Origin of the sequence: Streptomyces sp. 4F14, from assembly GCF_048159485.1 — a bacterium.
Lineage (GTDB): Bacteria > Actinomycetota > Actinomycetes > Streptomycetales > Streptomycetaceae > Streptomyces.
Window position 1 is genome coordinate 140,969 of the sequence record NZ_JBLRVY010000006.1, and the last position, 23,437, is coordinate 164,405.

A 23,437-nucleotide genomic window follows, 5' to 3' on the forward strand; every position below is an offset into this window, starting at 1 on the left:
GCCCCGCCCGTTCCCCCCGTGAAAGTCTCAGCCCCCGCCGACCCCCCAGCCAGACACCCCCGCGTCCGGCCGACCGCAGCCCAACTCCCTTCACAGGAACGCCGATCCGGACCCCCCGTCAGGAGAGTACGGCCGGCGCCCGAGCGGTCCCGCGCCGATCGGCGGGGCCTGGATGATGCGGGCCAAGTCGCGCTGTATCCCCTCCGCCTCGGCACGGACCTGGGCCGGTATGTCCCCGCGCTCGGCGACGAGGCGGTCGAAGATGGGGGTGTAACTGAACACGTCGAGTCTGTTTTCCTGCCTGATCGGCCCAGTGCACACGGCTGGGCGGTGTGACGCATACGGTGCTGAAGCCTACGGGGTGGATCACGGTGGGCGAACGCCCGCCTTCCCCTCACGCCTCCCGCAACAGCCTCCACCCCGGTGCGTAGTTCCCGTGCAGCACCAGCGACGCCGCGCCCACCGCTCCCACCGTCTCCCCGATCAGGCTGCGGTCCACGGTGATCGAGCGGATCGTGCGGGCCACGGACGTACGGTTGACCGCTGCCTCGACCTCCTCGCACATCAGCCCCTCGATGCCGCGCAGCGCCTCGCCGCCGAGGACGATGCGGCCGACGTCGAGGAGGCTGGTGGCGCCGCGGGCGGCCTGGCCGATGCGGCGGGCGGCGCGGCGTACGACGTCGAGGGCGGCCTCGTCGCCGGCGCGGGCGGCCTTGCGCAGGGCCTTCCAGTCGAGGTGGACGGAGTCGGACGCGCCGACGAGGCCGAGGGCGGCGGCGGTGTCGGAGCCGTGCCGTTCGAAGAGGTCCTCGACGATCGCGGCGGGGCTGCAATAGGGCCCGAGGCAGTCGTTGGCGCCGCACTGGCAGACCCGGTCCCCGGGCTCGACCGGCATGTGCCCGAACTCCCCGGCGTTCCCGGAGTCCCCGTGCAGGACGGTGTTGTCGAGGACGATCCCGGCCCCGACGCCGGTCCCGAGGTAGACGAAGAGGAAGCTCCCGGCCCGCTCGGCGCCCCCGATCCACCGCTCCCCTATGGCCGCGGCGGTCGCGTCGTTGTCGAGGGCGACCGGCAGCCCGGTGGCGGCCGCGAACATCTCGGTGAGCGGCACCCGCCCCCACCCGGGAAAGTTGGGCGGCGAGACGACGGCCCCGGTGGTCCCGTCGAGGGGCCCGGGCGCCGCGATCCCGAGCCCGAGGAGCCGTGACCGGTCGACGCCGGCGCGCTCGACGAGCCGCAGGGCGCCGCGGGAGACCCGGTCCACGAGGTCGTCCGGGTCCCAGGGGTCGGTGAGCCGCAGCCGCCGGCTCCCCACGACCTGCCCCGCGAGGTCGACGACGACGATGACGGCGGCGTCGGGATCGAGGTGGACACCGAGCGCGTACGCCCCGTCGGCCCGCAGGGAGAGCAGCGTGCGCCGCTTGCCCCCGTTGGACGGCGCCTGCCCGGACTCGGCGACGAGCCCGGCGTCGAGGAGCTTGCGCACGACGTTGGAGACGGTCTGGTTGGTGAGGCCGGTCAGCGCGGCGAGCTCCACGCGGCTGACCTCGCCGCTGGTGCGGACCGCGTCGAGGACGACCGCCTGGTTGTAGCCACCGACGCGCGGCAGGTTCGTCCCGCTCGGCGTGGTCACCGGGCTCCCCTGCGGCGCGCGCGCCTCGCCTGTCACATCCTGGTCCCGCGTCTGCTGCGTCACCCGTACCACCTGCACCCCTCACCTCGGCCGGCCGCTCCCCCAGAGCGGGCCGCAGGCCGAAAGTTTACACGCCGGAAGCATTGACTTAATCCATCAATTGGATTTAGCTGACGCCCATCAAATCCGGTCGCATGGTCCGGGTGATGTGGCGCCGAGGCCAGGTCAGAGCGGCACGCACACTCGCCCAGGTGGCCGGAAAGAGCCGTAGAACATCTCGTCATCTCCCAGGTTTCGCGCTCCGGAGGAACCACTGTGCGCACGAGAATCGTCACCGCCGCGGCGTTCACCGCCGCCACCGCACTGGCTGTCACCGCCTGTGGTTCGGGTTCGTCAGGCAGCTCGTCCAAGACCGTCAAGGTCGTCTACTGGCAGAACCTGAACAGCACGGTCAAGCTCCAGGCGAACTTCCTCGCCACGGCCGTCAAGGAGTTCCAGGCCGCCAACCCCGGCACCAAGGTCCAGCTGGTCCCGGTCACCGCCTCCGAGAACGACTACTACACGAAGATCCAGCTCATGATGCGGTCCCCCTCGACCGCCCCCGACCTGGTCTACGAGGACACCGCGCTGATCAACTCCGACATCGCGGGCGGCTACCTCAAGCCCCTCGACTCCTACACCGCGCAGTGGGCCGACTGGTCCCAGTACGCGGCGGCGGCGAAGGGCGCGGTCACGGGCGCCGCCGACGGCAAGGTGTACGGCGTCCCGGACAACACCGACACGCGCGGCATCTGGTACAACAAGCAGCTCTTCCAGAAGGCCGGCATCGCGGTCCCCTGGCAGCCGAAGACCTGGGCGGACGTCCTGACGGCCGCGCGGACGGTCAAGGCGAAGCTCCCCGGCGTCACCCCGCTCAACCTCTACACCGGCCAGGCGGGCGGCGAGGCGTCCTCGATGCAGGGCTTCGAGATGCTGCTGTACGGCACGCAGGCCGCGAACAACGCGCTGTACGACGCGTCGCAGAAGAAGTGGGTCGTCGGCAGCCAGGGCTTCAAGGACTCCCTGGACTTCGTGCACACCGTCTACAACGACGGCCTCGGCCCGGCCAAGGAGCAGGCGCTCGGCGCCAACTTCGGCACCACGGTCGGCACGGAACTCATCCCCCAGGGCAAGCTGGCGATCGACATCGACGGCTCCTGGATGCCGAACAACTGGGGTTCCACGAGCCCGACGCCGTGGAAGGAGTGGAACACGGTGATGGGTACGGCCGCGATGCCGACCCAGAACGGCCAGGCGCCCGGCGCGACCAGCATGTCCGGCGGCTGGGCCTGGTCGGTCCCGGCGAAGGCCAAGAACCCGGACCTGGCCTGGAAGTTCCTCTCGGGGACGCTCCAGACGAAGGCCAACTCCACGAAGTGGAACGTCCTCAACGCGACCATCGCGGTACGCAACGACGTCGCGGCCGACCCGGAGTACCTGAAGGCCGTCCCGACCAACAAGTTCTTCACCGGACTGGTCGCCGACACCCACTACCGCCCCGGTCTGCCCGAGTACAACCAGGTCTCGACGGCGATCCAGAAGGCGATGGAGTCTGTGACGACGGGACAGGCGTCCGTCGACAAGGCCGCAAGCACGTACGACAACGATGTCAAGTCGGCCGTCGGCGGTGACCACACGGTCGAGGGCACCAAGTGACCGCCGTCTCCCCCCTGGCGCCCCGCGAGAAGCGCTCTCGCGGGGCCGCCCCCTCGCCCGTCGTCCGCTCGCTGCTGCGCGGGCTGCCGACCGTCCCGGCGGTGATCCTGCTCGCGGTGTTCCTCGCCGGTCCGATCGCGTACTGCGTCTACTACGCGTTCACGGACATGCAGCTGACCGGCACGTCCGGCACGAACTTCGTCGGCTTCGACAACTTCACCCGCGCGTTCAAGGACGACGACTTCCTCAACGCCGTGAAGCTGACCCTGGTGTTCGTCGTCGGCTCGGCCGTGATCGGGCAGAACACGCTGGGCCTCGCGCTGGCGCTGATGATGCAGAAGGCCAGCAAGCCGGTCCGCTCGATCATCAGCGGCGTCGTGATCGCGGCCTGGGTGCTGCCCGAGGTGGTCGCCGGCTATCTGATGTACGCCTTCTTCTTCGACCAGGGCTCGCTGAACTCGCTGCTCGACGCGATCGGCCTGCCCACGCAGAACTGGCTGTACACCATGCCGATCCTGGCGGTGTGCCTGGCCAACGTGTGGCGCGGTACGGCGTTCTCGCTGATGGTGTTCACCGCCGCCATCAACGACGTACCGGCCGAACTCACCGAGGCCGCCGAGATGGACGGCGCGAACGCCTGGCAGCGGCTGTGGCGGGTGACGCTCCCGGTGATCAGGCCGACGATCCTCACGAACCTGATGCTGATCACCCTCCAGACCCTGTCGGTCTTCGGGCTGATCTACACGATGACGCGCGGCGGTCCCGGCAACAAGAGCGAGACCCTGCCGATCTTCATGTACCAACAGGCGTTCCAGAACAGCCTGATCGGCTACGGCACGGCGATCGCGCTGGTGCTGCTCGTGGTCGGCGCCCTGTTCTCCGTCGTGTACATCCGCCTGCTCAAGATGGAGGACGACTGATGGCAGCCCTCGCCACTCCGCCCGCCACGACCGTCGACAAGGTTCCCGCTGCGGGGAGTTCGCCCCGACGGCGCCTGAGGCTCGGCAAGCTCTCGGTGAACGTCGTCCTGCTCGCGGTGTCCGTCCTGTACGTCCTGCCGCTGCTGTGGATGGCCCTCGCCTCCGTCAGCGACCTCAACACCTTCCAGCTGAAGCTTCCCGGCTCCTTCACGCTGGACAACTTCGACGCGGTCCTCAACGTCGACACGACCTTCCGCCCGATGCTCAACAGCCTGCTGCTGTGCGGTTTCGGTACGGCGATCACGGTCGCGGCGTCGATCCTGTGCGCGTACCCGCTGTCGCGGTACCGCTCGCGGGTGCGGCGGCCGTTCCTGTACACGATCCTGTTCTCGACGGGGCTGCCCATCACCGCCGTGATGATCCCCGTCTACAGCATGTTCGTGCAGGTCGACCTGATCGACTCGATGCCGGGCACGACCCTGTTCCTGGCCGCGTCCTCGCTGCCGTTCGGGATCTGGCTGATGAAGAACTTCATGGACGGCGTGCCGGTCGTCCTGGAGGAGGCCGCGCGGATCGACGGCGCGAACACGATGCAGGTGCTGTGGCGGGTGGTGCTGCCGCTGATGCGCCCCGGGGTCGTCGTGGTCACCATCTTCACGTTCATCGGCATGTGGGGGAACTTCTTCGTCCCCTTCATCCTGCTGCTGTCGCCGGAGAAACTCCCGGCGTCCGTCAGCGTGTTCACGTTCCTCAGCGCCCATGACCAGACGCAGTACGGGCAGTTGTCGGCGTTCTCGATGATCTACTCGCTGCCCGTCGTCATGCTCTACCTGCTGCTGGCCCGCAAGCTGGGCGGCGGCTTCGCGCTCGGCGGCGCGCTCAAGGGCTGAACTCACCCTGGGCAACGCCGACTTCCCCCACTTCTGTTACGGAGATCCAGATGCACAACGACCGTGACGTCACCGAACAGCGGCTGCGCCGGGTGCTGGAGGAACGCATCCGGCCGGCCGTCCACGCCCGCGCGGTCCCCCTGTCGGTCGAGGCGTGGGACGTGCCGGGTGAACCGGTGCCGGTCGGCGAGGGGTTGACCGCGCCGTTCAGGCCGGTGAAGGTCGGCGACCCGTGGGGGCCCGCCTGGACGACGAGCTGGTTCAAGGTCACCGGGACCGTACCGGCCGAGTGGGCGGGCCTGCCGGTGGAGGCGGTCCTCGACCTCGGGTTCGGCACGCACTCGGCGGGCTTCTCCGCCGAGGGCCTCGTCTACCGCGCCGACGGCACCGCCGTGAAGGCCCTCAACCCGCGCAACACCTGGCTGCCGGTCACCGAACAGGCCGTCGGCGGCGAGGAGTTCACGGTCTTCATCGAGGCCGCCGCCAACCCGGTCGTCATGCACACCGGCCAGGACCAGGTGCAGTTCGTCCCGGTCTCGGTCGGCGGCCCGGCCCCCTGGCTCGGCGACCCGGCGGCCGACCCGGGCGCCCCGGTCTACCGGCTGCGCCGCATGGACCTGGCCGTCGTCGACCGCGAGGTCCACGAACTCACCCAGGACCTGGACGTCCTCGGCCAGCTCATGCACGAACTCTCCCCGGACGACCCGCGCCGCTGGCAGATCCTGCGCGCGATCGAACTCGCCCTGGACGCCGTCGACCTGCAGGACATCAGCGGTACGGCGCCCGCCGCGCGCGCCGCGCTGGCCCCCGCCCTGGAGTCCCCCGCGCACGCGGGCGCCCACAACATCACCGCCGTCGGGCACGCCCACATCGACACGGCGTGGCTGTGGCCGCTGCGCGAGACGGTCCGCAAGGTGGCCCGCACGGTCTCGAACGTCACCCAGCTCATGGACGACCACCCCGAGTTCACGTTCGTCATGTCCCAGGCCCAGCAGCTCGCCTGGCTCAAGGAGCACCGGCCCGAGGTGTACGCGCGCGCCCAGGAGAAGGCGAAGACCGGGCAGTTCATCCCGACCGGCAGCCTCTGGGTGGAGCCGGACACCAACATCAGCGGCGGCGAGGCGCTGGTGCGGCAGTTCGTGCACGGAAAGCGGTTCTACCTCGACGAGTTCGGCGTCGAGACCGAGGACATGTGGCTCCCGGACACCTTCGGCTACAACGCGGCCCTCCCCCAGATCATGAAGCTGGCCGGGGTGAAGTGGTTCCTCACGCAGAAGATCTCCTGGAACACGACGAACAAGTTCCCGCACCACACGTTCTGGTGGGAGGGCATCGACGGCACCCGCATCTTCAGCCACTTCCCGCCCGTCGACTCCTACAACGGCGACCTGTCCGGCGCCCAAGTCGCCCACAGCGTCCGCAACTTCCAGGAGAAGGCGCGCGCCAGCCACTCCCTGATCCCGTTCGGCTACGGCGACGGCGGCGGCGGTCCCACCCGCGAGATGCTGTCCCGCGCCGAGCGCATGCGGGACCTGGAGGGCGCCCCGCGCGTCGAACTGGCGGGCCCGCTGGAGTTCTTCCGCAAGGCGCACGCCGAGTACGAGGCGAACGGCGGCGCCCCCGTCTGGTCCGGCGAGCTGTACCTGGAGTTCCACCGGGGCACGCTCACCAGCCAGTTGGCCACCAAGCAGGGCAACCGGCGCAGCGAACACCTGTTGCGCGAGGCCGAGTTGTGGGCGGCGACGGCGGCGGTGCGGCACGGGACGCCGTACCCGTACGAAGAGGTGGACCGGCTGTGGAAGACGGTGCTGCTGCACCAGTTCCACGACATCCTGCCGGGGACGTCGATCGCGTGGGTGCACCGGGAGGCCGAGGAGACGTACGCGCGGGTCGCGCAGGAGCTGAACGGGCTGATCGGGGTTTCTCAGGCCGCGCTGGCCGGGGAGGGTGAGGGGGCGGTGGTGTTCAATGCCGCTCCGCATGCGCGGGGTGGGGTGGCGGCGTTCGGGGCGGTGCCTCGGGAGGGGCGGCCGGAGGCGCCCGTCAGGGTGAAGGCGCAGGATGATAATCAGACCTTCACCCTCGACAACGGCATCGTTCGCGTCACCGTCGACTCCCGCGGCCTCGTCACCTCCGCCTACGACCTCGAAGCCGGCCGCGAGGCCCTCGCCCCCGGCACGGTCGGCAACCTCCTCCAGCTGCACCAGGACTTCCCGAACCAGTGGGACGCCTGGGACCTGGACGTCTTCTACCGCAACTCCGTCCGCGACCTCACCGAGGCCGAGTCGGTCACGGCGGCCGAGGACGGCGTACGCGTGGTCCGGGTGTTCGGCGACTCGCGGATCGAGCAGACGCTGACCCTGCCCGCCGGTTCGCGCCGGCTGTCGGTCGACACGGTCGTCGACTGGCACGAGCGGGAGAAGGTCCTCAAGGCCGCGTTCCCGCTGGACGTGCGCGCCGCGCACTCGACCGCCGAGATCCCCTTCGGCCATGTCGAGCGCCCGACCCACACCAACACCACGTGGGACGCGGCCAAGTTCGAGATCTGCGCGCACCGCTATCTGCACGTCGGCGAGCGCGACTGGGGCGCGGCCCTGGTCAACGACTCCTCGTACGGCCACGACGTCACCCGTGACGTCCGTGCCGACGGCGGTACGACGACCACGGTCCGCGTCACCCTGCTGCGCGCGGCGCTCTTCCCGGACCCCGACCAGGACCAGGGCACGCACCGTCTGTCCTACGGCCTGCTGATCGGCGCCCAGGTCGCGGACGCGGTGCGCGAGGGCTACCGGGTCAACCTGCGCGAGCGGGTCGTCCCCGGTTCCGCGACAGTCGCCCCGCTGGTCGGGGTCGACGACGACGGGGTCGTCATCGAGGCGGTCAAGCTCGCCGACGACCGCAGCGGCGACGTGATCGTCCGTCTCTTCGAGTCGCGGGGCACGCGCGCCCGCGCCACCCTCACGGCCGGTTTCCCGCTCGCCTCGGCCCTCGTGACCGACCTGCTCGAACGCCCGCTGGAGGGCGAGTCGGTGGAGCGTGACGGCGACGAAGTCCGTTTCTCCCTGCGGCCGTTCCAGATCCTGACGCTACGGCTGGGCCGCTAGCGGTATCCGCTCCAGGACCCCTCCCGCGAACACGTCGTACAGCGGGAGGGTCTCCAGGTGCACGTACCCGATGTGGCAGTCGCACACGGCGAGGGGACACGCGCGCGGCCGCAACGCGGCCCGGTAGGAGCCGTCGTAGAGGTTGCCGAGTTCGGCGCGGACGAAGTGGCAGCGCCGGACGGTCCCCTCGCCGTCGACCGAGATCACCGACTCGCCGGTGCGGCACGGGAGTCCGGCGCTGGGGTGCGGGTGGCGGCTGTACGGGAAGAGCGGGTCGAGGGCGGTCCAGTCGGCGGCGGAGGCGTCGTCGTAGGTGTGGCCCTCGGCGGCGTTCACCCACAGGTAGACGCGGGCGGGGAGGTCGGCGCGCAACTGGCGTGCGTGGGCGAGGTGTTCGGGGAGGCCGACGATGCCGACGCTGTACCGGATCCCCTGTGCCGCGAGGTCGTGGCACTTCGCGAGGAAGCGGTCGTACGGGGTCTGGCCGGGGTGGTAGGTGCACCACAGGGCGAGGGTGTCGGGGTCGGCTTCTGTCAGCCAGTCGGTGCGGCAGCTCAGGTTGGTCTGGATGGCGACGCGGCGGACGTGCGGGAGGTGGGAGAGGTCGGTGAGCGCGCGGCGGTACCAGGAGCGGGTCAGGCCCTCGCCCCAGGGGGTGAAGAGGATGCTCAGGCGGTCGCCGGTCTGGCTCTGGGCCCAGTCCGTGAAGCGTGCCAACGCGGCGCGGTCCGCGCGGAGTTGGGCTGTGGTGTCGCGGCGCTTGGCGAACGGGCAGTAGGGGCAGTCGTAGTCGCAGGAGGCGAGCGGGCCCCGGTAGAGCAGGGTGAGGTCCATCGGTGCGGCTACTTCCTCTCGTACTCGGCCATGCGCCGGCGCACCGCCGGGGAGAAGAGTTCGGGCCCGATCGCGTCGGAGTGCGCGAGGCCCTCCGGGGTGAGCTTCAGGTGGCCGCCCGTGTCGTCGAGCCAGCCGCGCTCGGACAGGCGCGTCAACTCCGGTCCGAAGTACTCGCGTTGGCCCGCTGAGGGGAGCCCTTCGGCCTGGAGCAGGGACTGCAGGAGGTACCGGCGCCGCCGCTCGTCGTCGCCCATCCGGAAGCCGATCTCCGCGTGCGCGAAGTCCTCGGTGGCCACGTAGTCGTCGATGATCCCGCGTATCTCGCTCATCCCGACGGCGTAGTCGAAGGAGTAGTGCACCTCCCTGGTGTACGACCGCGCCCCGCACCCCAGCCCGACCATCCCGTCGGTCTGGCAGGCGTAGTCGTCCGCCCCCTGGTCCGGGGCGTCCGCGCGGCGGAACATCCGCATCGAGTGCTGGACGTACCCTCGCGCGACGAGGTGATCGCGGCCCAACCGGTAGAGCCGCAGCCGCTGTCGGTCCCACTCCGGGTCGGGGGCGTCGGGCGCGCGCCGGTCGAGTCCGGTGAGCGGCCGGACGTACAGGGGGTAGAGGTACAGTTCCTCGGGGTCCCAGGCGAGCGCCGCGTCGAGGGAGTTCAGCCAGCTCGCGTCCGTCTGGCCGTCGATGCCGTAGATGAGGTCGACGTTGAGGACCGGGATCGGTACGTCCCTGATCCTGCCCAGCGCCGCCTCGACGTCCGCGCGTCTCTGCGGGCGTACGGCGGCTCGCGCCTCGGTGTCGTCGAAGCTCTGGACGCCGAGGCTGAGGCGGGTGGTGCCCCGGTCGGCGAGGACCTGGAGGCGGTCGGCGGTGGCGGTCGCGGGGGACGCCTCGACGGAGAGGGGGATGCTCTTCAGGTCGGCACCCATGCGGAGTTCGGCGAGGTCGCAGAGGCGGTCGAGTTCGGCGGCGGTGAGGAAGGTGGGGGTGCCGCCGCCGAACGCCGCCGTGGCGAACCGGGGTTCGGATCCCGGGCCCAGGGCTTCGCGGGCGGCTGTCGCCTGGCGTTCGAGGGCGTCGAGGTAGGCGGTGGTGAGGCCGTCGGGGGCGCCGATGCGGGTGAAGAGGTTGCAGAAGCCGCAGCGGACCTCGCAGAACGGGATGTGGAAGTAGAGGGAGAGGGCGCTTCGGGGTTCGCCGGCCCAGAGTTCGGTGAGGGGCGGGCGGTCCGGCAGCGGACGGTACGCGGTCTTGTGGGGGTAGGCGTAGACGTACGACTGGTAGGGGCTCGTGGTCACGCGGACTCCCCGTGGTTCAGGGTGAAGTGGGCGTAGGGGACCGTCCAGACCGTGGGATGGCCGAGGCGGTGGCCGGTGTAGCCGTCGTCGCCGTAGGCGGTGCCGTGGTCGGAGCAGACGATCGTGAAGCAGGGGCGGCGGCTGCTCGCGGCGGCGAAGAGGCGGCCGATGTGGCGGTCGACGTACTCCAGGGCGGCGGCGTGGGTGGCGCGGGTGTCTCCGGCCTCGCGGGTCGCGCCGGGGAGGTGGAACCAGTTGGGCTGGTGCAGGGCGGAGACGTTCACGAAGAGGAACAGGCGCTGGTCCTGCGGGAGTTCGGCGACGACCTGTTCGGCGCGGGTGACCTGGTTCTCGAAGGAGTGGGGTGAGGTGACGCCGAACTCCGGTTCCCAGTGGGCTTCCTGGAAGAGGCCGGGGAGGACCGTGCCGAGCGGGCCGCGCTGGTTGAAGAAGCCGACGCCGCCGATGCAGACCGTGCGGTAGCCCTCCTCGGCGAGGCCGGAGACCAGGTCGGGGGTGTCGTACACGAACGTGCCGTCGGCCGTGGTCTCGCTGCCCGCGAAGCGTGCCGCGAACAGGCGCGGGTGCGGGCCCGGGGTGGCCGGGGTGGGCAGGAAGCCCGCGAAGATCGCCTGGTGGGAGGCGTAGGTGAAGCTGCCGGGGGCGTGCCGTTCCTCCCAGCGGCCGTCGGGGAGGTGGCGGGCGAGGTTCGGGAGGCGGCCCTCGGCGGCGAGTTCGACGGCGACGTCGTACCGCAGGGTGTCGAGGGTGACGAGGAGGAGGTCGTGGCTGCCGACGATCCTCGCCATGTCAGGCGTGTGCATGGGTGGTTCTTCAGTGGTTCGGCGCGGGGGTCGCGGGGTGGTGCGGGGCGTGGTCCGGGCCGGAGTTCACGGCGGAGTGCGGGCCGGCGTTCGCGGCGTGGCGCCGGGCGTGGTCCGGTGCTGCGCGCACCTGCGCCGCGTACGTGTCGAGCCCCTCCGCGCCGCTGCCGGGCAGGCCCGTGAGGCCGGGGAGGAGGTCGCCGAAGGCGTTGACCTCGCCGACGACGGCCGTGCGCCAGCCGACGGCGGGCAGCAGGTCGACGCCGACGCACAGGGTGCGCGGGAAGCAGGCGGCGGCCTGCTCGGCGACGCCGAGGACGTCGGACCAGCGCGCGCCCGCCTCCTCGACGGCCGTGCGCGCCTCGTCGAGGTCTCCTCTGCGGCCGCCGAGGTGGAGGTTGGTGAGCGGGGAGCCGCTGGTGCGGACCACCGCGTGGGTGGCGCGGCCGGCGACGACCACGACCCGCAGGTCCGCCGCGCGGGCCCGCTGGGACGCCTTGGGGAACCAGCGCTCCAGGTGGAGGCGGTCCGGGGCGAGGCGGTCGACGATCGCGGCGATCTCGCGCTCGCTGTCGTAGCGGCGGACCTTGAGGGAGTTGAACAGCCGCCCGTCCGGGGCGCGTTCGACGGACGTCGTGGCGCGGATCCGCCCGCCGCCCGCCGTCTCGACGGCCAGTACGCCGGAGGCGGAGGAGCCGTGCGCGGGCTTCACGAAGAGCCTCGGCATGCGGTGCTCGCGCATCAGGGCGCGGACGTCGTCCCAGCCGGTGACGTCGGCGCCGGGCGAGTACGGGACGGGGACGCCGGCTCGTGTGAGGCGGGCGTGGCAGCGGCGTTTGTCGAACAGGACCGCCAGGTCGTCCGGGTCGTCGAGGCGGGCGCCGCCGCGCAGGGTGGCCAGGGTCGCGAGGAACGTGTCGTACCAGCGGGCGGAGCCTTCGACCCGGGTGGGGTCGTCGGTGCCGCGCAGGGCGCGGTCCACGGCGGGGTTCTCGCCGGGTGAGTCGAGGCGGACGAGTTCCTCGGGGGCGAACTCGGCGCCGCCCGCCGCGAGGACGTCCGCCCAGGCCAGGACGCGGGGGGCCGGGAGGCCGGCGGCGCGGGCCGCGTCGGTGAAGAGGGTGACGCGGCGGTTCTCGGGGTTGCCGACGACCGTGACGGCGGGGGCGCGGCGGGTCTCCTCGGGGGCGGGCGGCATCGGTGTCACTCCCCCACGGCCACGTAACGCCAGACCGTGCCGTCGTCCTCCTCGTCGTCCTCCGCGTCGTCGCGGTCCAGGTCGAGGGCGACGCCCGCCGGTTCCAGGGTGGCGCGCAGGCGGTCGCGCAGGGGGTCGGTGAGGTAGTTGTAGTGCAGGTCGAGCTTCTTGAGGTGGGTGAGGGGCTGGCCGGTGAGGAGGGCGGCGGCGCCGTCGTCGGTGAGGATGCCCATGGACAGGTCGAGGCTCTCCAGGCGGGCGACGACGGGGGCTGCGGCGACGGCGGCGGCGACCTGGTCCTGCATCTCGCTGTTGCGCAGGGCGAGGTGACGCAGGCTCGGCAGGCGGGCGCCGGACAGGATCGGCTCCAGGTCGGCGATCTCGGCGTCGCCGCCGTAGTCGGGGGTGCCGAGCCACAGGTCGAGGTGTTCCAGCGCGGGCAGGTCGCAGGCGGCGACCGCGCGCACCACGACGGCGGGCAGGCCGCCGGACTCCATGGTCAGGCGGCGCAGCGCGCGGTGCGTGACGGCGTCGAGGCTCAGGCCCTGTCCGCCGCGCGTGCCCAGCTCCGCCAGCTCCGGGAACGCGGTCAGGAGCGGGGTGACGTCCGTCTGGTTGATCCAGGAGATCTCGCACTCCTCCGACGTCATGTCCCCGAGGAACAGCGCGCGCAGTGCCGGGAGGCGGTCCTTGGCGGCCACGATCGCCTCGATGACGGTCGCCGGGTCCGTCTCGTACGCCTCCTCCCAGGCGCCGACGACGATCGCCTTCACCTGTGCGCTGTCGACGGTGTCGAGGAAGCGGGCGAAGGCTTCCGTCCACTCGTGGTCGTGGTCGTAGACGTCGCTCGCGACGCGCCAGGCGACGGAGTCCGCGGCGGGCTGCGGCCTGTTGTCCTTGGGGTGCGGTGCCGCGTGCACCGGCAGCCGGTGGAAGGTCTTCAGGTGCTCGTGGACGGTCATGCGGCTGCTCCATGCTCGCGGCGGTTGTGGCCTGTTGCCGCAAGTTGTACCAACCGCCTCTGACAGCGCGGTGCCGGGGGCGGGTTCGGGGGGCGTTGTCAGTGGTGGGTCGTACGGTCGTGGTCATGAGGGCGGCGCGAGGTGCGCCGCGGTCGAGTCGTAGGGGGTGTTGTCCATGTACCGGCAGGGAGATGTGCTGATCGTGCCCGTCGCCGAGGAGGCCGTTCCGGCGCATGTGGAGCGGGCGCCGCGCGAGGCGCGGGACGGGCGGGGGCGGCTGGTGCTGGCGCTGGGCGAGGTGACCGGCCATGCCCACGCGGTGGTGGGGCCGGGGGATCTCGTGCGGGAGCCGGGGCCGTTCGGGCCGATGCTGCTGCATGTGCCCAAGGGCGGGCGGGTGGTGCACGAGGAGCACGCGACGATCGTGCTCCCGGCGGGGTGGTACCGGGTGATCCGGCAGCGGGAGTACGTGCCCGGGTCGGTGCGGATCGTGGCGGACTGAGGGGTTTCGAGGATGAACGTGAACGAGTGGCGGTCCTGTGCGGCAGCGGCGGTCCCGGCCGAGCGGGCGCGGGCCGAGGCAGGGGTACGGCTCGCCTACCGGCGGGCGGGGCTGGCCGAGCCGGAGCGGATTGTCTGGGCGCGCTCTCCGCTGGAGGGCGTGGCGGTGGTCGAGGCGCTGGCCGAGCCCGGCGCGTCGGTCCGCGAGGCGGTGCGCAGTGAGCCGTGGTCGGTGGAACGGCGGCGGCTGCACGCCGAGTTGGGCCCGGAGGGCTGGTCCGCGCACTGGTCCGCGACCGGCGGGCGGCTCTGGGAGCTGACCCGGTCGCTGGTGGACCGTATCCGGGACGGCGTCCTGGAGGAGGTCGGCCGAGAGCGGGCGGGCCGGGCCCGGCTGATCCTGCTGGACGCGATGCTGGGGCAGCACGACGCGCCGTGGCTGGCGGCGTTCGCGGGCGAAAGTCCGTCGGCGCGCGGGGGCGAGGGGCCGGCCGGCTCCGAGGCGCTGTCGGCTGCCGACGCGACGGCACCTCCGGCGCGCGGGCGCGAGGCCGAACGGCCCGCTGCCGAGGGCCCGTTGGACGGGCTCGCCGAGGTGTGCCGCAGTGCCGGCTGGTGGTGGGCGTTCGAGAGGGTCGCCGTGGTGTGCGAGCGGCCTGTCGAGCTGCACCGCGACGAGGCGGGGCGCCTGGACCGGGGGGACGGGCCGGCGCTGGCGTTCCCCGACGGGTTCGCGTTGTGCGCGTGGCGGGGCATGCCGGTGCCGCCGGACTTCCTGGACGAGCTGCGGACGCTGGTCCCGCAGCGCATCCAGGCCGAGGAGAACGCGGAACTGCGGCGCGTGATGCTGGAGTTCTACGGGTACGAGCGCTATCTCGCCGACTCGGGCGCGAAGCCGGTGCACCGGGACGAGACCGGTGTCCTGTGGCGTATCGAGATGGGTATCGACGAGCCGGTGGTGATGGTCGAGGTCGTCAACTCGACGCCGGAGCCGGACGGTTCACGCAACGTGTACTGGCTGCGGGTGCCACCGCGCACGCGGACCGCGCGGGAGGGGGTGGCCTGGACGTTCGGACTGTCCGCCGAGGCGTACGCGCCGGCCGAGGAGACCTGACCGCGAGGCCCTGACCACCCCCGGGCGCGTCAGCTCACGCCGAGGTCCGCCAGGGCCGTCGTCCAGTCCGTGACGATCGCGTTCTGGGCGTCGGAGAGGCTGACCTGCCCGGCGCAGACGGCCTTCTTGAGCTTGTTCTCGACGGTGTCCTTGTTACCGGCGTCCTGGTCGCCGTACTCGGGCTCGGGCCACAGGTTCAGGGGGTCCTTGGGGGCGCCGCCGAGTTCGAGGGGGACGAAGTGGTCCTCCTCGTAGTCGGAGGTGCTGGTGTCGGTGTAGCCGTACTCGACGATCTGCTTCTTCTTCAGGGCGGTCGTGTACGAGCTGGAGGGGCGGACGGTCGCCGTCCAGCCGGAGACGCAGATGGTCGAGCCGATGGTGTCCTGCGTGACGTCGGGGTTGAGCGCCCCGGGCTGGCAGGACGGGTCGGGGAGGGGCAGGTAGGACTGGCTGCACGACTGGGCGTGGGCGGTGCCCGCCGTGACCGTCAGTCCGGCGGCGGCTAGAGCGAAGGCGGAGAGGGCGGTGAGCATGGGGCGGGTGGTACGGGACATGTGGGGGTCTCCCGGCGAAGGCGAAGGCCCGGCAACGGTCCGGGCGGTCGCGCACATGACAGCATCCGGGGCGTCTACGCGGATAGACGTCTTTGCCGAACCCGGCCCGCCTTGCCCGACGGCTTGCCCGCACCCGGGAGCGCGCTGGCAACTCCATTGCCACGGCTTGGAGTTCGGGACGCCGGACGTTCATGTGCGGCGCCGCCGGGATCTCGGGGCCCACCTCGCGCGGAAGCGCCCCGCACCGCCCCGAAATTCGTTTGCGGCCCCCGCCCCGCCCCGCCGACCCTGGCAGCATGCCGTACCTCATACGCCCGGCCACCCTCGAAGACGCCCCCGAGATCACCGCCCTCCTCAACGCGATCGACGTGATCGAGGTCGGCCGCCCCGAGACGGACCAGCACACGGTCGAGGCGGACCTCAAGCACCCCGACACGGACCTCGCCCGGGACACCTGGCTGGCCTTCGACGCGGACCGCCTCGTCGCCTACGGCCTGCTGTGGGACGAGTCGGGGGGCGAGCGGATCGACCTCGACCACTACGTCCTGCCCGAGCACCAGGACGTGGGCGTGAGCATCCTGGACGCGATGGAGGCGCGGTCCCTGGAGCGGGCCCGCGCGAACGGCGCCGAGCGAGCCGTCGTCCACCTCTATCTCACCGTCCGCGCCACGCTCGCCCCGCAGCGGCTGACGGCTCGCGACTGGGACGTCGTCCGCAGGTACCACGTCCTGCACCGGCCCCTGGATGCCGGGCGCGACCAGCCCGTCGAGCTGCCCGGCGGCGTACGGCTGCGGGCGTGCGGCTCGGAGGAGGACCGGCGGGTCGTCCACGCGCTGTACCAGGACACGTTCGCCGAGCACTTCGACCATCATCCGCGGACGTACGAGCAGTGGTTCCACGACGTCGACGGCGAGCGGGTCGACTGGTCGCTGGTGTGGATCGTCGGCACCGACGAGCTGGGCGACGCCGGGTTCCTGCTCGCCCGCAACGACCGCGCGGCGATGGGCTGGATCCGCAGTATCGGGGTCCTGCGCGCGGCGCGCGGGCAGGGGCTCGCGGGGCTGCTGCTGCGGCACGCGTTCGCGACGTTCGCGGGCCTGGGCCGGGAGACGGTGGGCCTCGGCGTGGACACCGACAACACGACCGGCGCCCCCGCGCTGTACGCGCGGCACGGGATGACGGTGCACTTCGCGGTGGACACGTGGGAGGTCACCCTGACGTGACAACGCCCGGCCCCTCCGAGAAAGGGCCGGGCGCAGTCACATCAAGACAGCCACATCAAGAGCGTCACGGCGTGATCTGCCACCGCTGGATGTAGCCGGTGTCGATCGACGCCCGGTCCTGGACCCGCAGCTTCCAGGTTCCGTTGATCGTCTCGGAGGAGGCGTTGACGGTGAACGTCTGGTCGACGTTGTCCGCGGAGCCGCCCGCGCGGTTGAGCAGGGAGTAGACCGTGCCGTCGGGTGCGACGAGGTCGACGGTCAGGTCACCCCGGTAGGTGTGGACGATGTTGACGTACACCTCGGTGGTCGCGGAGGCGTTGCCGGTGCGGCCGGTGATGGTGACGGGCGACTCGACGGCGGCCCCGTTGTCGGGGATGTCGACGCGAGTGGAGCTGGCGTAGATGTTGGCGATGCGCCAGCTGAACGTCTGGGAGACGGAGGCGCCGGTCGCGTCGGTGACCTTGACGGTGACGTCGCTGGTCCCGAGGGTCGTCGGGGTGCCGGAGATCAGGCCGGAGGGGCTGATGGAGAGCCCGTCGGGCAGCCCGGTGGCCTCGTAGGTGAGCGCGGAGCCGGTGTTGGTGGTGTAGGCGTCGACCTGGAGGGAGACGGCCTGCCCGACGCCGGATACCTGCGCGGAGATCGGCGCGACGTTGACGCCGAGGGCGATCCGGCTGCCGACGTTGATGCCGGCCCAGGCGTCGGCGACGGCCAGGTAGGTCGGGCTGTAGGCGCCGAAGAGGTCGGTGGCGGCCGACAGGGTGGCGGCGCGCGCGCCCGCGTAGTTGGTGGAGGACGTCATGTACGTCGTCAGCGCGCGGTACCAGATCTTCGCGGCGTTCTGGATGCCGATGCCGGTGACCGGCTTGCCGTCGGAGGTCGGGCTGTCGTAGGAGACGCCGTTGATGGTCTTGGCGCCGCTGCCCTCGCTCAGCAGGTAGAAGAAGTGGTTGGCCGGGCCCGAGGAGTAGTGGACGTCGACGCCGCCGAGGGAGGAGCTCCAGTTGTCGTAGGAGGAGCCGTCCTTGGAGGGCTTGTCCATGTAGCGCAGCGGGGTGCCGTCGCCGTTGATGTTGATCTTCTCGCCGACGAGGTAGTCACCGGGGTCGGCCGGGAGGTTCTCGTAGAACTCGACGGCGGCGGCGAAGATGTCGGAGGTCGCCTCGTTGAGGCCGCCGGACTCACCGGAGTAGGTGAGGTTGGCGGTGGCCGCGGTGACGCCGTGGGTCATCTCGTGGGCGGCGACGTCGAGCGAGGTGAGCGGGTTGTTGTTGCCGGAGCCGTCGCCGTACGTCATGCAGAAGCAGGAGTCCTGCCAGAACGCGTTGACGTAGGAGCTGCCGTAGTGGGCGCGGCTGTAGGCGGCGACGCCGTCGTTGCGTATGCCGTTGCGGCCGAAGACCTCTTTGTAGTAGTCCCAGGTGGCCGCCGCGCCGAACGCGACGTCGACGCCGGCGGTCTGCCGGTTGCTGGGCAGGCCGTTGCCCCAGACGTCGTCGGCGTCGGTGAAGAGGGTGCCGGTGCCGGAGGTGCCCTGGTTGAGGTCGTAGGTGCGGTGTCCGGCGCGCTCGCCGTCGACGAGCTGGTACGTCGAGCCGGACAGGGTCGAGCCGACCGGGACCGAGCCGTTGTACTGGCCGGTGCCGGTGCCGGTGTGGACCTCTTCCTCGGCGAGGAGCTGCTTGCCGGAGGCGGCGTCGGTGACGACGCGCAGCTCGCTCGGGGTGCCGTCGGCCTGCGTGCCGTGGACGGTGGTCTCCCAGGCGAGGACGGGCTTGCCGTCACCCGCCCAGACGACGAGGCGGGGCGCCTTCTCGGTCTCGCCCTTGGCGACGTCGGCGTTCTTCGCGGCGCCGAGCGCCTTCCCGGCTGCGGCCGCGGCGGAGAGCTTCGGGGTGGTCGAGGGCACGGCGATCGTCGCGCCGTTCGCCTTGGTCGTCGTCGTACGGCCGCTGGTCGCGGTGTGCACGACGAGGTCGCCGCCGAGGACGGGCAGGCCCGCGTAGGTGCGCTCGTAGCGGGTGTGGACGGTGCCGTCGGCGTCCTTGATGACGTCGCGGACGACGAGTTTCTCCTGGCCGCCGAGGGCGAGGCTGCGGGCGGTGGTCGCGGCCGAGGCGGTGGCGCTCTTGAGGAGGCTCGTGCGCTGAGCGGGCGTCAGGGTGAGCTGGGCGGCGCCTGCGCGGGGGGTCGCGCTGATGCGCTGGGCCCCGGCGTCGGGCGCGGCCGTCGCGCCGCCGGTCTGGGTGCCGACGGCCAGCAGGGCGCCGGCGGCGGTGAGGGCGAGGAGAGCAGCGCGTCTGCGCCGGGGGAGAAGGCGGGGTCGCCGAGGCAAGGGGTTCTCCTTCTGCGGTCGGCCCCTGGTCGAGAGGCCGTGGCGGACGGAACGCAGGTGGGGGGTGTCGCCTGATGCGTACGTGAAGAAACGGTGAACGCGAGACAGAAGACTGACACCGGGTGCCATCGATTGTCATGAGTGCATCAAGTCAACGGCTTGAACTGACCCTTGCTTACTGGGAGTTCGGACTTTCAAGAGCGAGTTTTCGGACTCACCCCACCCCGGGAACATCCCCCCGCCACTCCAGCCGCCGCCCGTCACCCACGTACACCGCCCGCCCGCCCGCGCCGTACCGCCCTATCTCCGTGGCCAGCACCACTTCCCCCGGCCCCTCCCGCCGTTCCGTCACGTCCAGCAGCAGGCCGTCCAGCGGGCCGCCCACCAGTTCGGCGTAACGCCTGCCCGGCCGGGGGCCCGCGTCCTCGTGGGCCGCGCCGTAGACCCTGCCCCGCATGAACTCCGTCTCGTCCATGGTCATCAGCCTGCCACCCGGCACTGACAACGCCCCTGCGGCGGCCTTCCGGTGACGGTCACTCCGATGCCCGACCCCAAGCCGTCCGAATTGATCATATGTGAACCTTATATGGCTATATGGGGTGAGTGGTTCTCCATGAGACTAGGAGCAGCATGCGCAAGGAAACACTGCGGAGACGGGTCCGGCGGCGGATCGCCGTCGGCCTCGTGCTGGCCGTGTGCACGGCCGGCGCACCCGTCGCCCGAGCGGCTTCCCAGGGCTCCGGCGACGGCACGGTGACCGTACGGGTCGTCACCGAGGTGGACGCCGACGGCGCGTACGACAGCGCCCTGGAGCCCGGGATGGCGGGCGTGACCGTCACGCTGACGGACGACGCGGGGCAGAAGCTGACCGCGACGACCGGCTCGGACGGCGTCGCGGCCTTCACCCCGGCGTCCTCGGCGCTGACCGGCGGCAAGTACCGGATCGAGGTGAAGAACCCCGACACGACGACCTACCAGCCGGCGGTCGCGGGCCTCGGCACGGGCGCCTCCGTGATCCGCTCGAACACCGGCTTCGTGGACGTCTCCGGCGGCACGGACGTCACGTACACCACCGGCTTCTGGGAGCCGGACGTGTACTACCCGGAGACCCCGACGCTGGTCACGGCGGGGCTGGCCAAGGGTGACGCGACCGGCTTCCAGGGCCTGATGCAGTTCGACGGCAACCTCGGAAGCACCTCACCCGGCGGCACGGTCACCCAGCTCACCGACAACACGCAGCAGCAGGCCGTCTTCGGTATCGGCACCGACCGCTCCGGCAACGTCTTCATGGGCACGTCGGTCAAGCGGCACACCGAGTACGGCCCGGCGGGCGCCGTCAACGCGATCTACCGGTACAACGACACCAGCAAGGCGGTGACGACGTTCACCACCCTGCCCGGCGCCCTCACCGCGCACGACTCCGCGAACAGCTACCTCAGCGACGACGCCATCTACAGCAAGGTCGGCCGCGAGGGCCTCGGCGACGTCGACGTCTCCGGGGACGGCAAGACGCTGTACGCCGTCAACCTCAACGACTCCAAGCTGTACAGCGTGCCGATCAGCGGCACCGGCGACGGTGTGACGCCCGGCGCGCAGGCTTCGTACGCCATCCCGAAGCCGTCCTCGTGCGAAGGCGACTGGCACCCGTACGGCATCGGCGTGCGCGGGAAGCGCGTGCTGGTCGGCGGGGTCTGTGGCGCCGAGACGACCGTCACGCCGACGCTGGAGTGGGGCGACCCGTCGAAGCTGAGCGCGCACGTCTTCGAGTTCAAGGGCGGCTCGTTCAACGAACTGACCTCCTACGCACTGGGCTTCGACCGAGGCTGCGCCTACCGCTTCACGGGCACGCCGACCACGGCGTACCGCTGCGACGACACGACGGTGGTCGGCGGCAAGATGAGCGCCGACTGGGAGGCGTGGAACGAGCGGGTTCCCGCCCCGGAGCAGCACAACTTCGTCTCCGCGCCGCAGCCGATGCTGTCCAACATCGAGATCGCCGACAACGGCGACCTGGTGATGGGCTTCCGCGACCGCTTCGCCGACATGCAGGGCAACTTCACGCACCCCTACGGCTCGACGGCCACCCAGGTCATCTCGGTGGCCGCCGGTGACGTGCTGCGGTCGTGCGTGTCGGGGACGACGTACACCCTGGAGAACAACGGCTCCTGCGGCTCGTTCACCGGCAGCATGCCGAACGACCAGCAGGGTCCGGGCGGCGGCGAGTTCTACGACGACACGACCGTCCTGGCCGACGCCAACCACGACCAGATCACCGAGGGCGGGATCGCGCTCCAGCCGTACCGCAAGAAGCTGTGGACGACGGCGTTCGACCCGTGGACGAACCAGGCGTTCGAGCAGGGTGTGCGCGAGTGGGTCGCGGACGGCTCGGTCCCCACGACCAGGAAGCGGGCCGACGACAGCGGCACGATCATCGGCAACCTGATGATCAAGTCGACCTGGGCGGACCGCTCGAACCTGTTCGGCAAGGGCAACGGCCTCGCCGACCTGGAGCTGATCGGCACCCCGCCGCCGGTCCAGATCGGCAACCGGGTCTGGTACGACACGAACGGCGACGGCATCCAGGACCCGTCCGAGCCGCCGATCCCGGGCGTCGTCGTCACCCTGAAGGCCCCCGACGGCAAGACGCTCACCGCGACGACCGACGCGAACGGCGAGTACTACATCGGCACCCCGCAGGGCCTGGAGCCGAACACGGCGTACGACGTCACCTTCGACCACGCGAACGCCGACACCTCGGGCCTGCCCGGCACCCCCGCCCCCAAGGACCTCCAGTTCACCAAGGCGAACGCGGGCAGCGACACCCACATCAACTCCAAGCCGGACAGCGCCGGGAAGACGACGGTCGCCGTCGGTGACCCCGGCTACACGAACCACGACGTCGACGCGGGCCTCACCCCGCTCAACAAGCTGGGCGACTACGTCTGGTACGACGAGAACGGCAACGGCATCCAGGACCCGGGCGAGAAACCGGCCCCCGGGATCACCGTCAAGCTGATCGACCCCGCGACCGGTCGGACCGTCAAGACCACGACGACCGGCACCGACGGCAAGTACCTCTTCGACGAACTCCCCGACGGCAAGTACAAGGTCTGCTTCGACAAGCCGGCCGGCTACCAGTGGACCAAGCAGAACGCCGGGGCCGCCGGTGACGACTCGGTCGTCGACCCGTCGACCGGCTGCTCCCCCGAGGTCACCCTCGGCCCGGCCAACCGCTCCGACCTCACCCTGGACGCGGGCCTCACCCCGCTCAACAAGGTCGGCGACTACGTCTGGTACGACGAGAACGGCAACGGCATCCAGGACCCGGGCGAGAAACCGGCCCCCGGGGTCCCGGTCGAGCTGATCGACGCGACGACCGGGAAGACGGTCAAGACCACGACGACCGGCAGTGACGGCAAGTACCTCTTCGACGACCTGCCCGACGGCTCGTACAAGGTCTGCTTCACGGCCCCGGACGGCTACCAGTTCACGAAGCAGAACGCCGGAGTCTCCGGCAACGACTCGGTCGTGGACCCGAAGACCGGGTGCTCGGCGCCGGTCACGCTCGGGCCCCTGAACCGGACGGACCTCACGCTGGACGCGGGGCTCACGCCGCTCAACAAGCTGGGCGACTACGTCTGGTACGACGACAACGCCAACGGGATCCAGGACAAGGGCGAGAAGCCCGCCCCCGGGGTGACCGTGAAGCTCGTCGACCCGACGACCGGCAAGACGCTGAGGACCACCAAGACCGACGCGCAGGGCAAGTACCTCTTCGACGACCTGCCCGACGGCTCGTACAAGGTGTGCTTCGTCAAGCCGAACGGCTACCAGTGGACGAAGCCGAACGCGGGCGGGGTCGGCAACGACTCGGTCGTGAACCAGAAGACCGGCTGCTCCGGCCCGGTCACCCTGGGCCCCGGCAACCGGGCGAACCTCACTCTCGACGCCGGTCTGGTCAAGGAGTTGGGGTTGACGGTCCAGACGGTCGACGCCAAGACCGGGGCGCCGCTGGGCAGTACGGTCGTCCAGCTGTGGAAGAACGTGGGCGGCAAGAAGACGCTCGTCGGTGACTGCTCGACGCCGGGCAACGGCAAGTGCTTCTTCGGGCCGCTGCCGCCCGGCACGTACTACGCGGTCGTCAAGGACGTCCCCGAGGGCTACGACATGCCGTCGAACCCGACGACCAAGACGTACCAACTCACCGTGAAGAACAACGGGTTGGTCATCAAGATCCCGATTCCGCGCGGGGAGCCGTGCAAGGGGAAGAAGTGCTGATCCCCTAGCCGGCCTTTTCGGCCGACGGCAAGGGCCGTGCACCCCATCGCGGGGTGCACGGCCCTGAC

At 71.1% G+C, this 23,437-nt stretch carries 18 protein-coding genes; 8 read left to right on the forward strand and 10 right to left on the reverse strand.

Annotation, left to right across the window (positions count from 1 at the left end; translation table 11 throughout):
* Positions 1-90 precede the first annotated feature (90 nt).
* Together ACLZOT_RS12050 and ACLZOT_RS12055 are read right to left on the reverse strand one after the other, a co-directional pair.
* Positions 91-282 carry a hypothetical protein gene (locus ACLZOT_RS12050; protein ID WP_010356198.1) on the reverse strand — a complete coding sequence of 64 codons (192 nt, stop codon included), beginning with the start codon at positions 280-282 and terminating at the stop codon, positions 91-93.
* Between the two features lie 112 nt (positions 283-394).
* Entirely contained in the window at positions 395-1,696 is a 1,302-nt protein-coding gene (locus tag ACLZOT_RS12055; RefSeq protein WP_416968813.1) for an ROK family transcriptional regulator, read from the reverse strand.
* A gap of 252 nt (positions 1,697-1,948) precedes the next feature.
* On the opposite strand from ACLZOT_RS12055, the gene ACLZOT_RS12060 reads away from it, so the two are divergent.
* From ACLZOT_RS12060 to ACLZOT_RS12075, 4 genes are read left to right on the forward strand one after another with little or no spacing between them, the layout of a single operon-like run.
* Positions 1,949-3,328, forward strand: coding sequence for an extracellular solute-binding protein (locus tag ACLZOT_RS12060; protein WP_416968814.1), 1,380 nt, complete (start codon positions 1,949-1,951; stop codon positions 3,326-3,328).
* Positions 3,325-4,248: a carbohydrate ABC transporter permease gene (locus ACLZOT_RS12065; RefSeq protein ID WP_416968815.1), complete on the forward strand. Its 924-nt coding sequence runs from the start codon at positions 3,325-3,327 to the stop codon at positions 4,246-4,248. Before ACLZOT_RS12060 ends, ACLZOT_RS12065 begins: the two co-directional genes overlap by 4 nt.
* A complete protein-coding gene (locus ACLZOT_RS12070) occupies positions 4,248-5,138 on the forward strand; it encodes a carbohydrate ABC transporter permease (protein ID WP_416968816.1) in 891 nt (296 codons plus the stop codon). The genes ACLZOT_RS12065 and ACLZOT_RS12070 overlap by 1 nt, the downstream gene beginning before the upstream one ends.
* A gap of 50 nt (positions 5,139-5,188) precedes the next feature.
* Positions 5,189-8,242: an alpha-mannosidase gene (locus tag ACLZOT_RS12075; protein ID WP_416968817.1), complete on the forward strand. Its 3,054-nt coding sequence runs from the start codon at positions 5,189-5,191 to the stop codon at positions 8,240-8,242.
* Here ACLZOT_RS12075 and ACLZOT_RS12080 read toward each other — a convergent pair.
* The 5 genes from ACLZOT_RS12080 to ACLZOT_RS12100 are packed head-to-tail and all read right to left on the reverse strand — an operon-like array spanning position 8,225 to position 13,364.
* Positions 8,225-9,076 carry an STM4011 family radical SAM protein gene (locus ACLZOT_RS12080; protein ID WP_416968818.1) on the reverse strand — a complete coding sequence of 284 codons (852 nt, stop codon included), beginning with the start codon at positions 9,074-9,076 and terminating at the stop codon, positions 8,225-8,227. The genes ACLZOT_RS12075 and ACLZOT_RS12080 overlap by 18 nt on opposite strands.
* Positions 9,077-9,084: 8 nt before the next feature.
* Complete coding sequence (locus ACLZOT_RS12085) at positions 9,085-10,380, reverse strand: STM4012 family radical SAM protein (protein ID WP_416968819.1); 1,296 nt, start codon at positions 10,378-10,380, stop codon at positions 9,085-9,087.
* Complete coding sequence (locus ACLZOT_RS12090) at positions 10,377-11,189, reverse strand: STM4013/SEN3800 family hydrolase (protein ID WP_416969058.1); 813 nt, start codon at positions 11,187-11,189, stop codon at positions 10,377-10,379. Before ACLZOT_RS12090 ends, ACLZOT_RS12085 begins: the two co-directional genes overlap by 4 nt.
* Before the next feature lie 25 nt (positions 11,190-11,214).
* Positions 11,215-12,402 carry an STM4014 family protein gene (locus ACLZOT_RS12095; RefSeq protein ID WP_416968820.1) on the reverse strand — a complete coding sequence of 396 codons (1,188 nt, stop codon included), beginning with the start codon at positions 12,400-12,402 and terminating at the stop codon, positions 11,215-11,217.
* A 5-nt stretch (positions 12,403-12,407) separates the two neighbouring features.
* Positions 12,408-13,364, reverse strand: a complete 957-nt coding sequence (locus tag ACLZOT_RS12100; RefSeq protein ID WP_416968821.1) for an STM4015 family protein — start codon at positions 13,362-13,364, stop codon at positions 12,408-12,410.
* 175 nt (positions 13,365-13,539) lie between these two features.
* Here ACLZOT_RS12100 and ACLZOT_RS12105 point away from each other — a divergent pair, with 175 nt between their 5' ends.
* Together ACLZOT_RS12105 and ACLZOT_RS12110 are read left to right on the forward strand one after the other, a co-directional pair.
* Positions 13,540-13,866, forward strand: coding sequence for a hypothetical protein (locus tag ACLZOT_RS12105; protein ID WP_416968822.1), 327 nt, complete (start codon positions 13,540-13,542; stop codon positions 13,864-13,866).
* A gap of 12 nt (positions 13,867-13,878) precedes the next feature.
* The gene (locus ACLZOT_RS12110; protein WP_416968823.1) at positions 13,879-14,979 is read left to right on the forward strand and encodes a DUF6745 domain-containing protein; all 1,101 of its coding nucleotides are present in this window, start codon (positions 13,879-13,881) and stop codon (positions 14,977-14,979) included.
* Between the two features lie 29 nt (positions 14,980-15,008).
* Here the strand turns inward: ACLZOT_RS12110 and ACLZOT_RS12115 are convergent, their stop codons facing one another.
* Positions 15,009-15,533 carry a hypothetical protein gene (locus tag ACLZOT_RS12115; RefSeq protein ID WP_416968824.1) on the reverse strand — a complete coding sequence of 175 codons (525 nt, stop codon included), beginning with the start codon at positions 15,531-15,533 and terminating at the stop codon, positions 15,009-15,011.
* A gap of 296 nt (positions 15,534-15,829) precedes the next feature.
* Here ACLZOT_RS12115 and ACLZOT_RS12120 point away from each other — a divergent pair, with 296 nt between their 5' ends.
* Entirely contained in the window at positions 15,830-16,756 is a 927-nt protein-coding gene (locus ACLZOT_RS12120) for a GNAT family N-acetyltransferase (RefSeq protein ID WP_416968825.1), read from the forward strand.
* Between the two features lie 64 nt (positions 16,757-16,820).
* On the opposite strand, the gene ACLZOT_RS12125 is transcribed toward ACLZOT_RS12120, so the two are convergent.
* Both ACLZOT_RS12125 and ACLZOT_RS12130 read right to left on the reverse strand, forming a co-directional pair.
* Complete coding sequence (locus tag ACLZOT_RS12125; RefSeq protein ID WP_416968826.1) at positions 16,821-19,091, reverse strand: M4 family metallopeptidase; 2,271 nt, start codon at positions 19,089-19,091, stop codon at positions 16,821-16,823.
* 214 nt (positions 19,092-19,305) lie between these two features.
* Entirely contained in the window at positions 19,306-19,566 is a 261-nt protein-coding gene (locus tag ACLZOT_RS12130) for a hypothetical protein (protein ID WP_416968827.1), read from the reverse strand.
* A 155-nt stretch (positions 19,567-19,721) separates the two neighbouring features.
* Here ACLZOT_RS12130 and ACLZOT_RS12135 point away from each other — a divergent pair, with 155 nt between their 5' ends.
* Positions 19,722-23,369, forward strand: a complete 3,648-nt coding sequence (locus tag ACLZOT_RS12135; protein WP_416968828.1) for an SdrD B-like domain-containing protein — start codon at positions 19,722-19,724, stop codon at positions 23,367-23,369.
* The last annotated feature ends 68 nt before the right edge of the window (positions 23,370-23,437 follow it).

Excerpts from the sequence above, each read along its gene's own strand:
- ACLZOT_RS12070 (WP_416968816.1), top strand. The coding sequence starts at position 4,248 with ATGGCAGCCCTCGCCACTCCGCCCGCCACGACCGTCGACAAGGTTCCC.
- ACLZOT_RS12075 (WP_416968817.1), top strand. The coding sequence starts at position 5,189 with ATGCACAACGACCGTGACGTCACCGAACAGCGGCTGCGCCGGGTGCTG.
- ACLZOT_RS12080 (WP_416968818.1), bottom strand. The coding sequence starts at position 9,076 with ATGGACCTCACCCTGCTCTACCGGGGCCCGCTCGCCTCCTGCGACTAC.
- ACLZOT_RS12090 (WP_416969058.1), bottom strand. The coding sequence starts at position 11,189 with ATGGCGAGGATCGTCGGCAGCCACGACCTCCTCCTCGTCACCCTCGAC.
- ACLZOT_RS12095 (WP_416968820.1), bottom strand. The coding sequence starts at position 12,402 with ATGCCGCCCGCCCCCGAGGAGACCCGCCGCGCCCCCGCCGTCACGGTC.
- ACLZOT_RS12100 (WP_416968821.1), bottom strand. The coding sequence starts at position 13,364 with ATGACCGTCCACGAGCACCTGAAGACCTTCCACCGGCTGCCGGTGCAC.
- ACLZOT_RS12105 (WP_416968822.1), top strand. The coding sequence starts at position 13,540 with ATGTACCGGCAGGGAGATGTGCTGATCGTGCCCGTCGCCGAGGAGGCC.
- ACLZOT_RS12110 (WP_416968823.1), top strand. The coding sequence starts at position 13,879 with ATGAACGTGAACGAGTGGCGGTCCTGTGCGGCAGCGGCGGTCCCGGCC.
- ACLZOT_RS12115 (WP_416968824.1), bottom strand. The coding sequence starts at position 15,533 with ATGTCCCGTACCACCCGCCCCATGCTCACCGCCCTCTCCGCCTTCGCT.
- ACLZOT_RS12120 (WP_416968825.1), top strand. The coding sequence starts at position 15,830 with ATGCCGTACCTCATACGCCCGGCCACCCTCGAAGACGCCCCCGAGATC.
- ACLZOT_RS12130 (WP_416968827.1), bottom strand. The coding sequence starts at position 19,566 with ATGGACGAGACGGAGTTCATGCGGGGCAGGGTCTACGGCGCGGCCCAC.
- ACLZOT_RS12135 (WP_416968828.1), top strand. The coding sequence starts at position 19,722 with ATGCGCAAGGAAACACTGCGGAGACGGGTCCGGCGGCGGATCGCCGTC.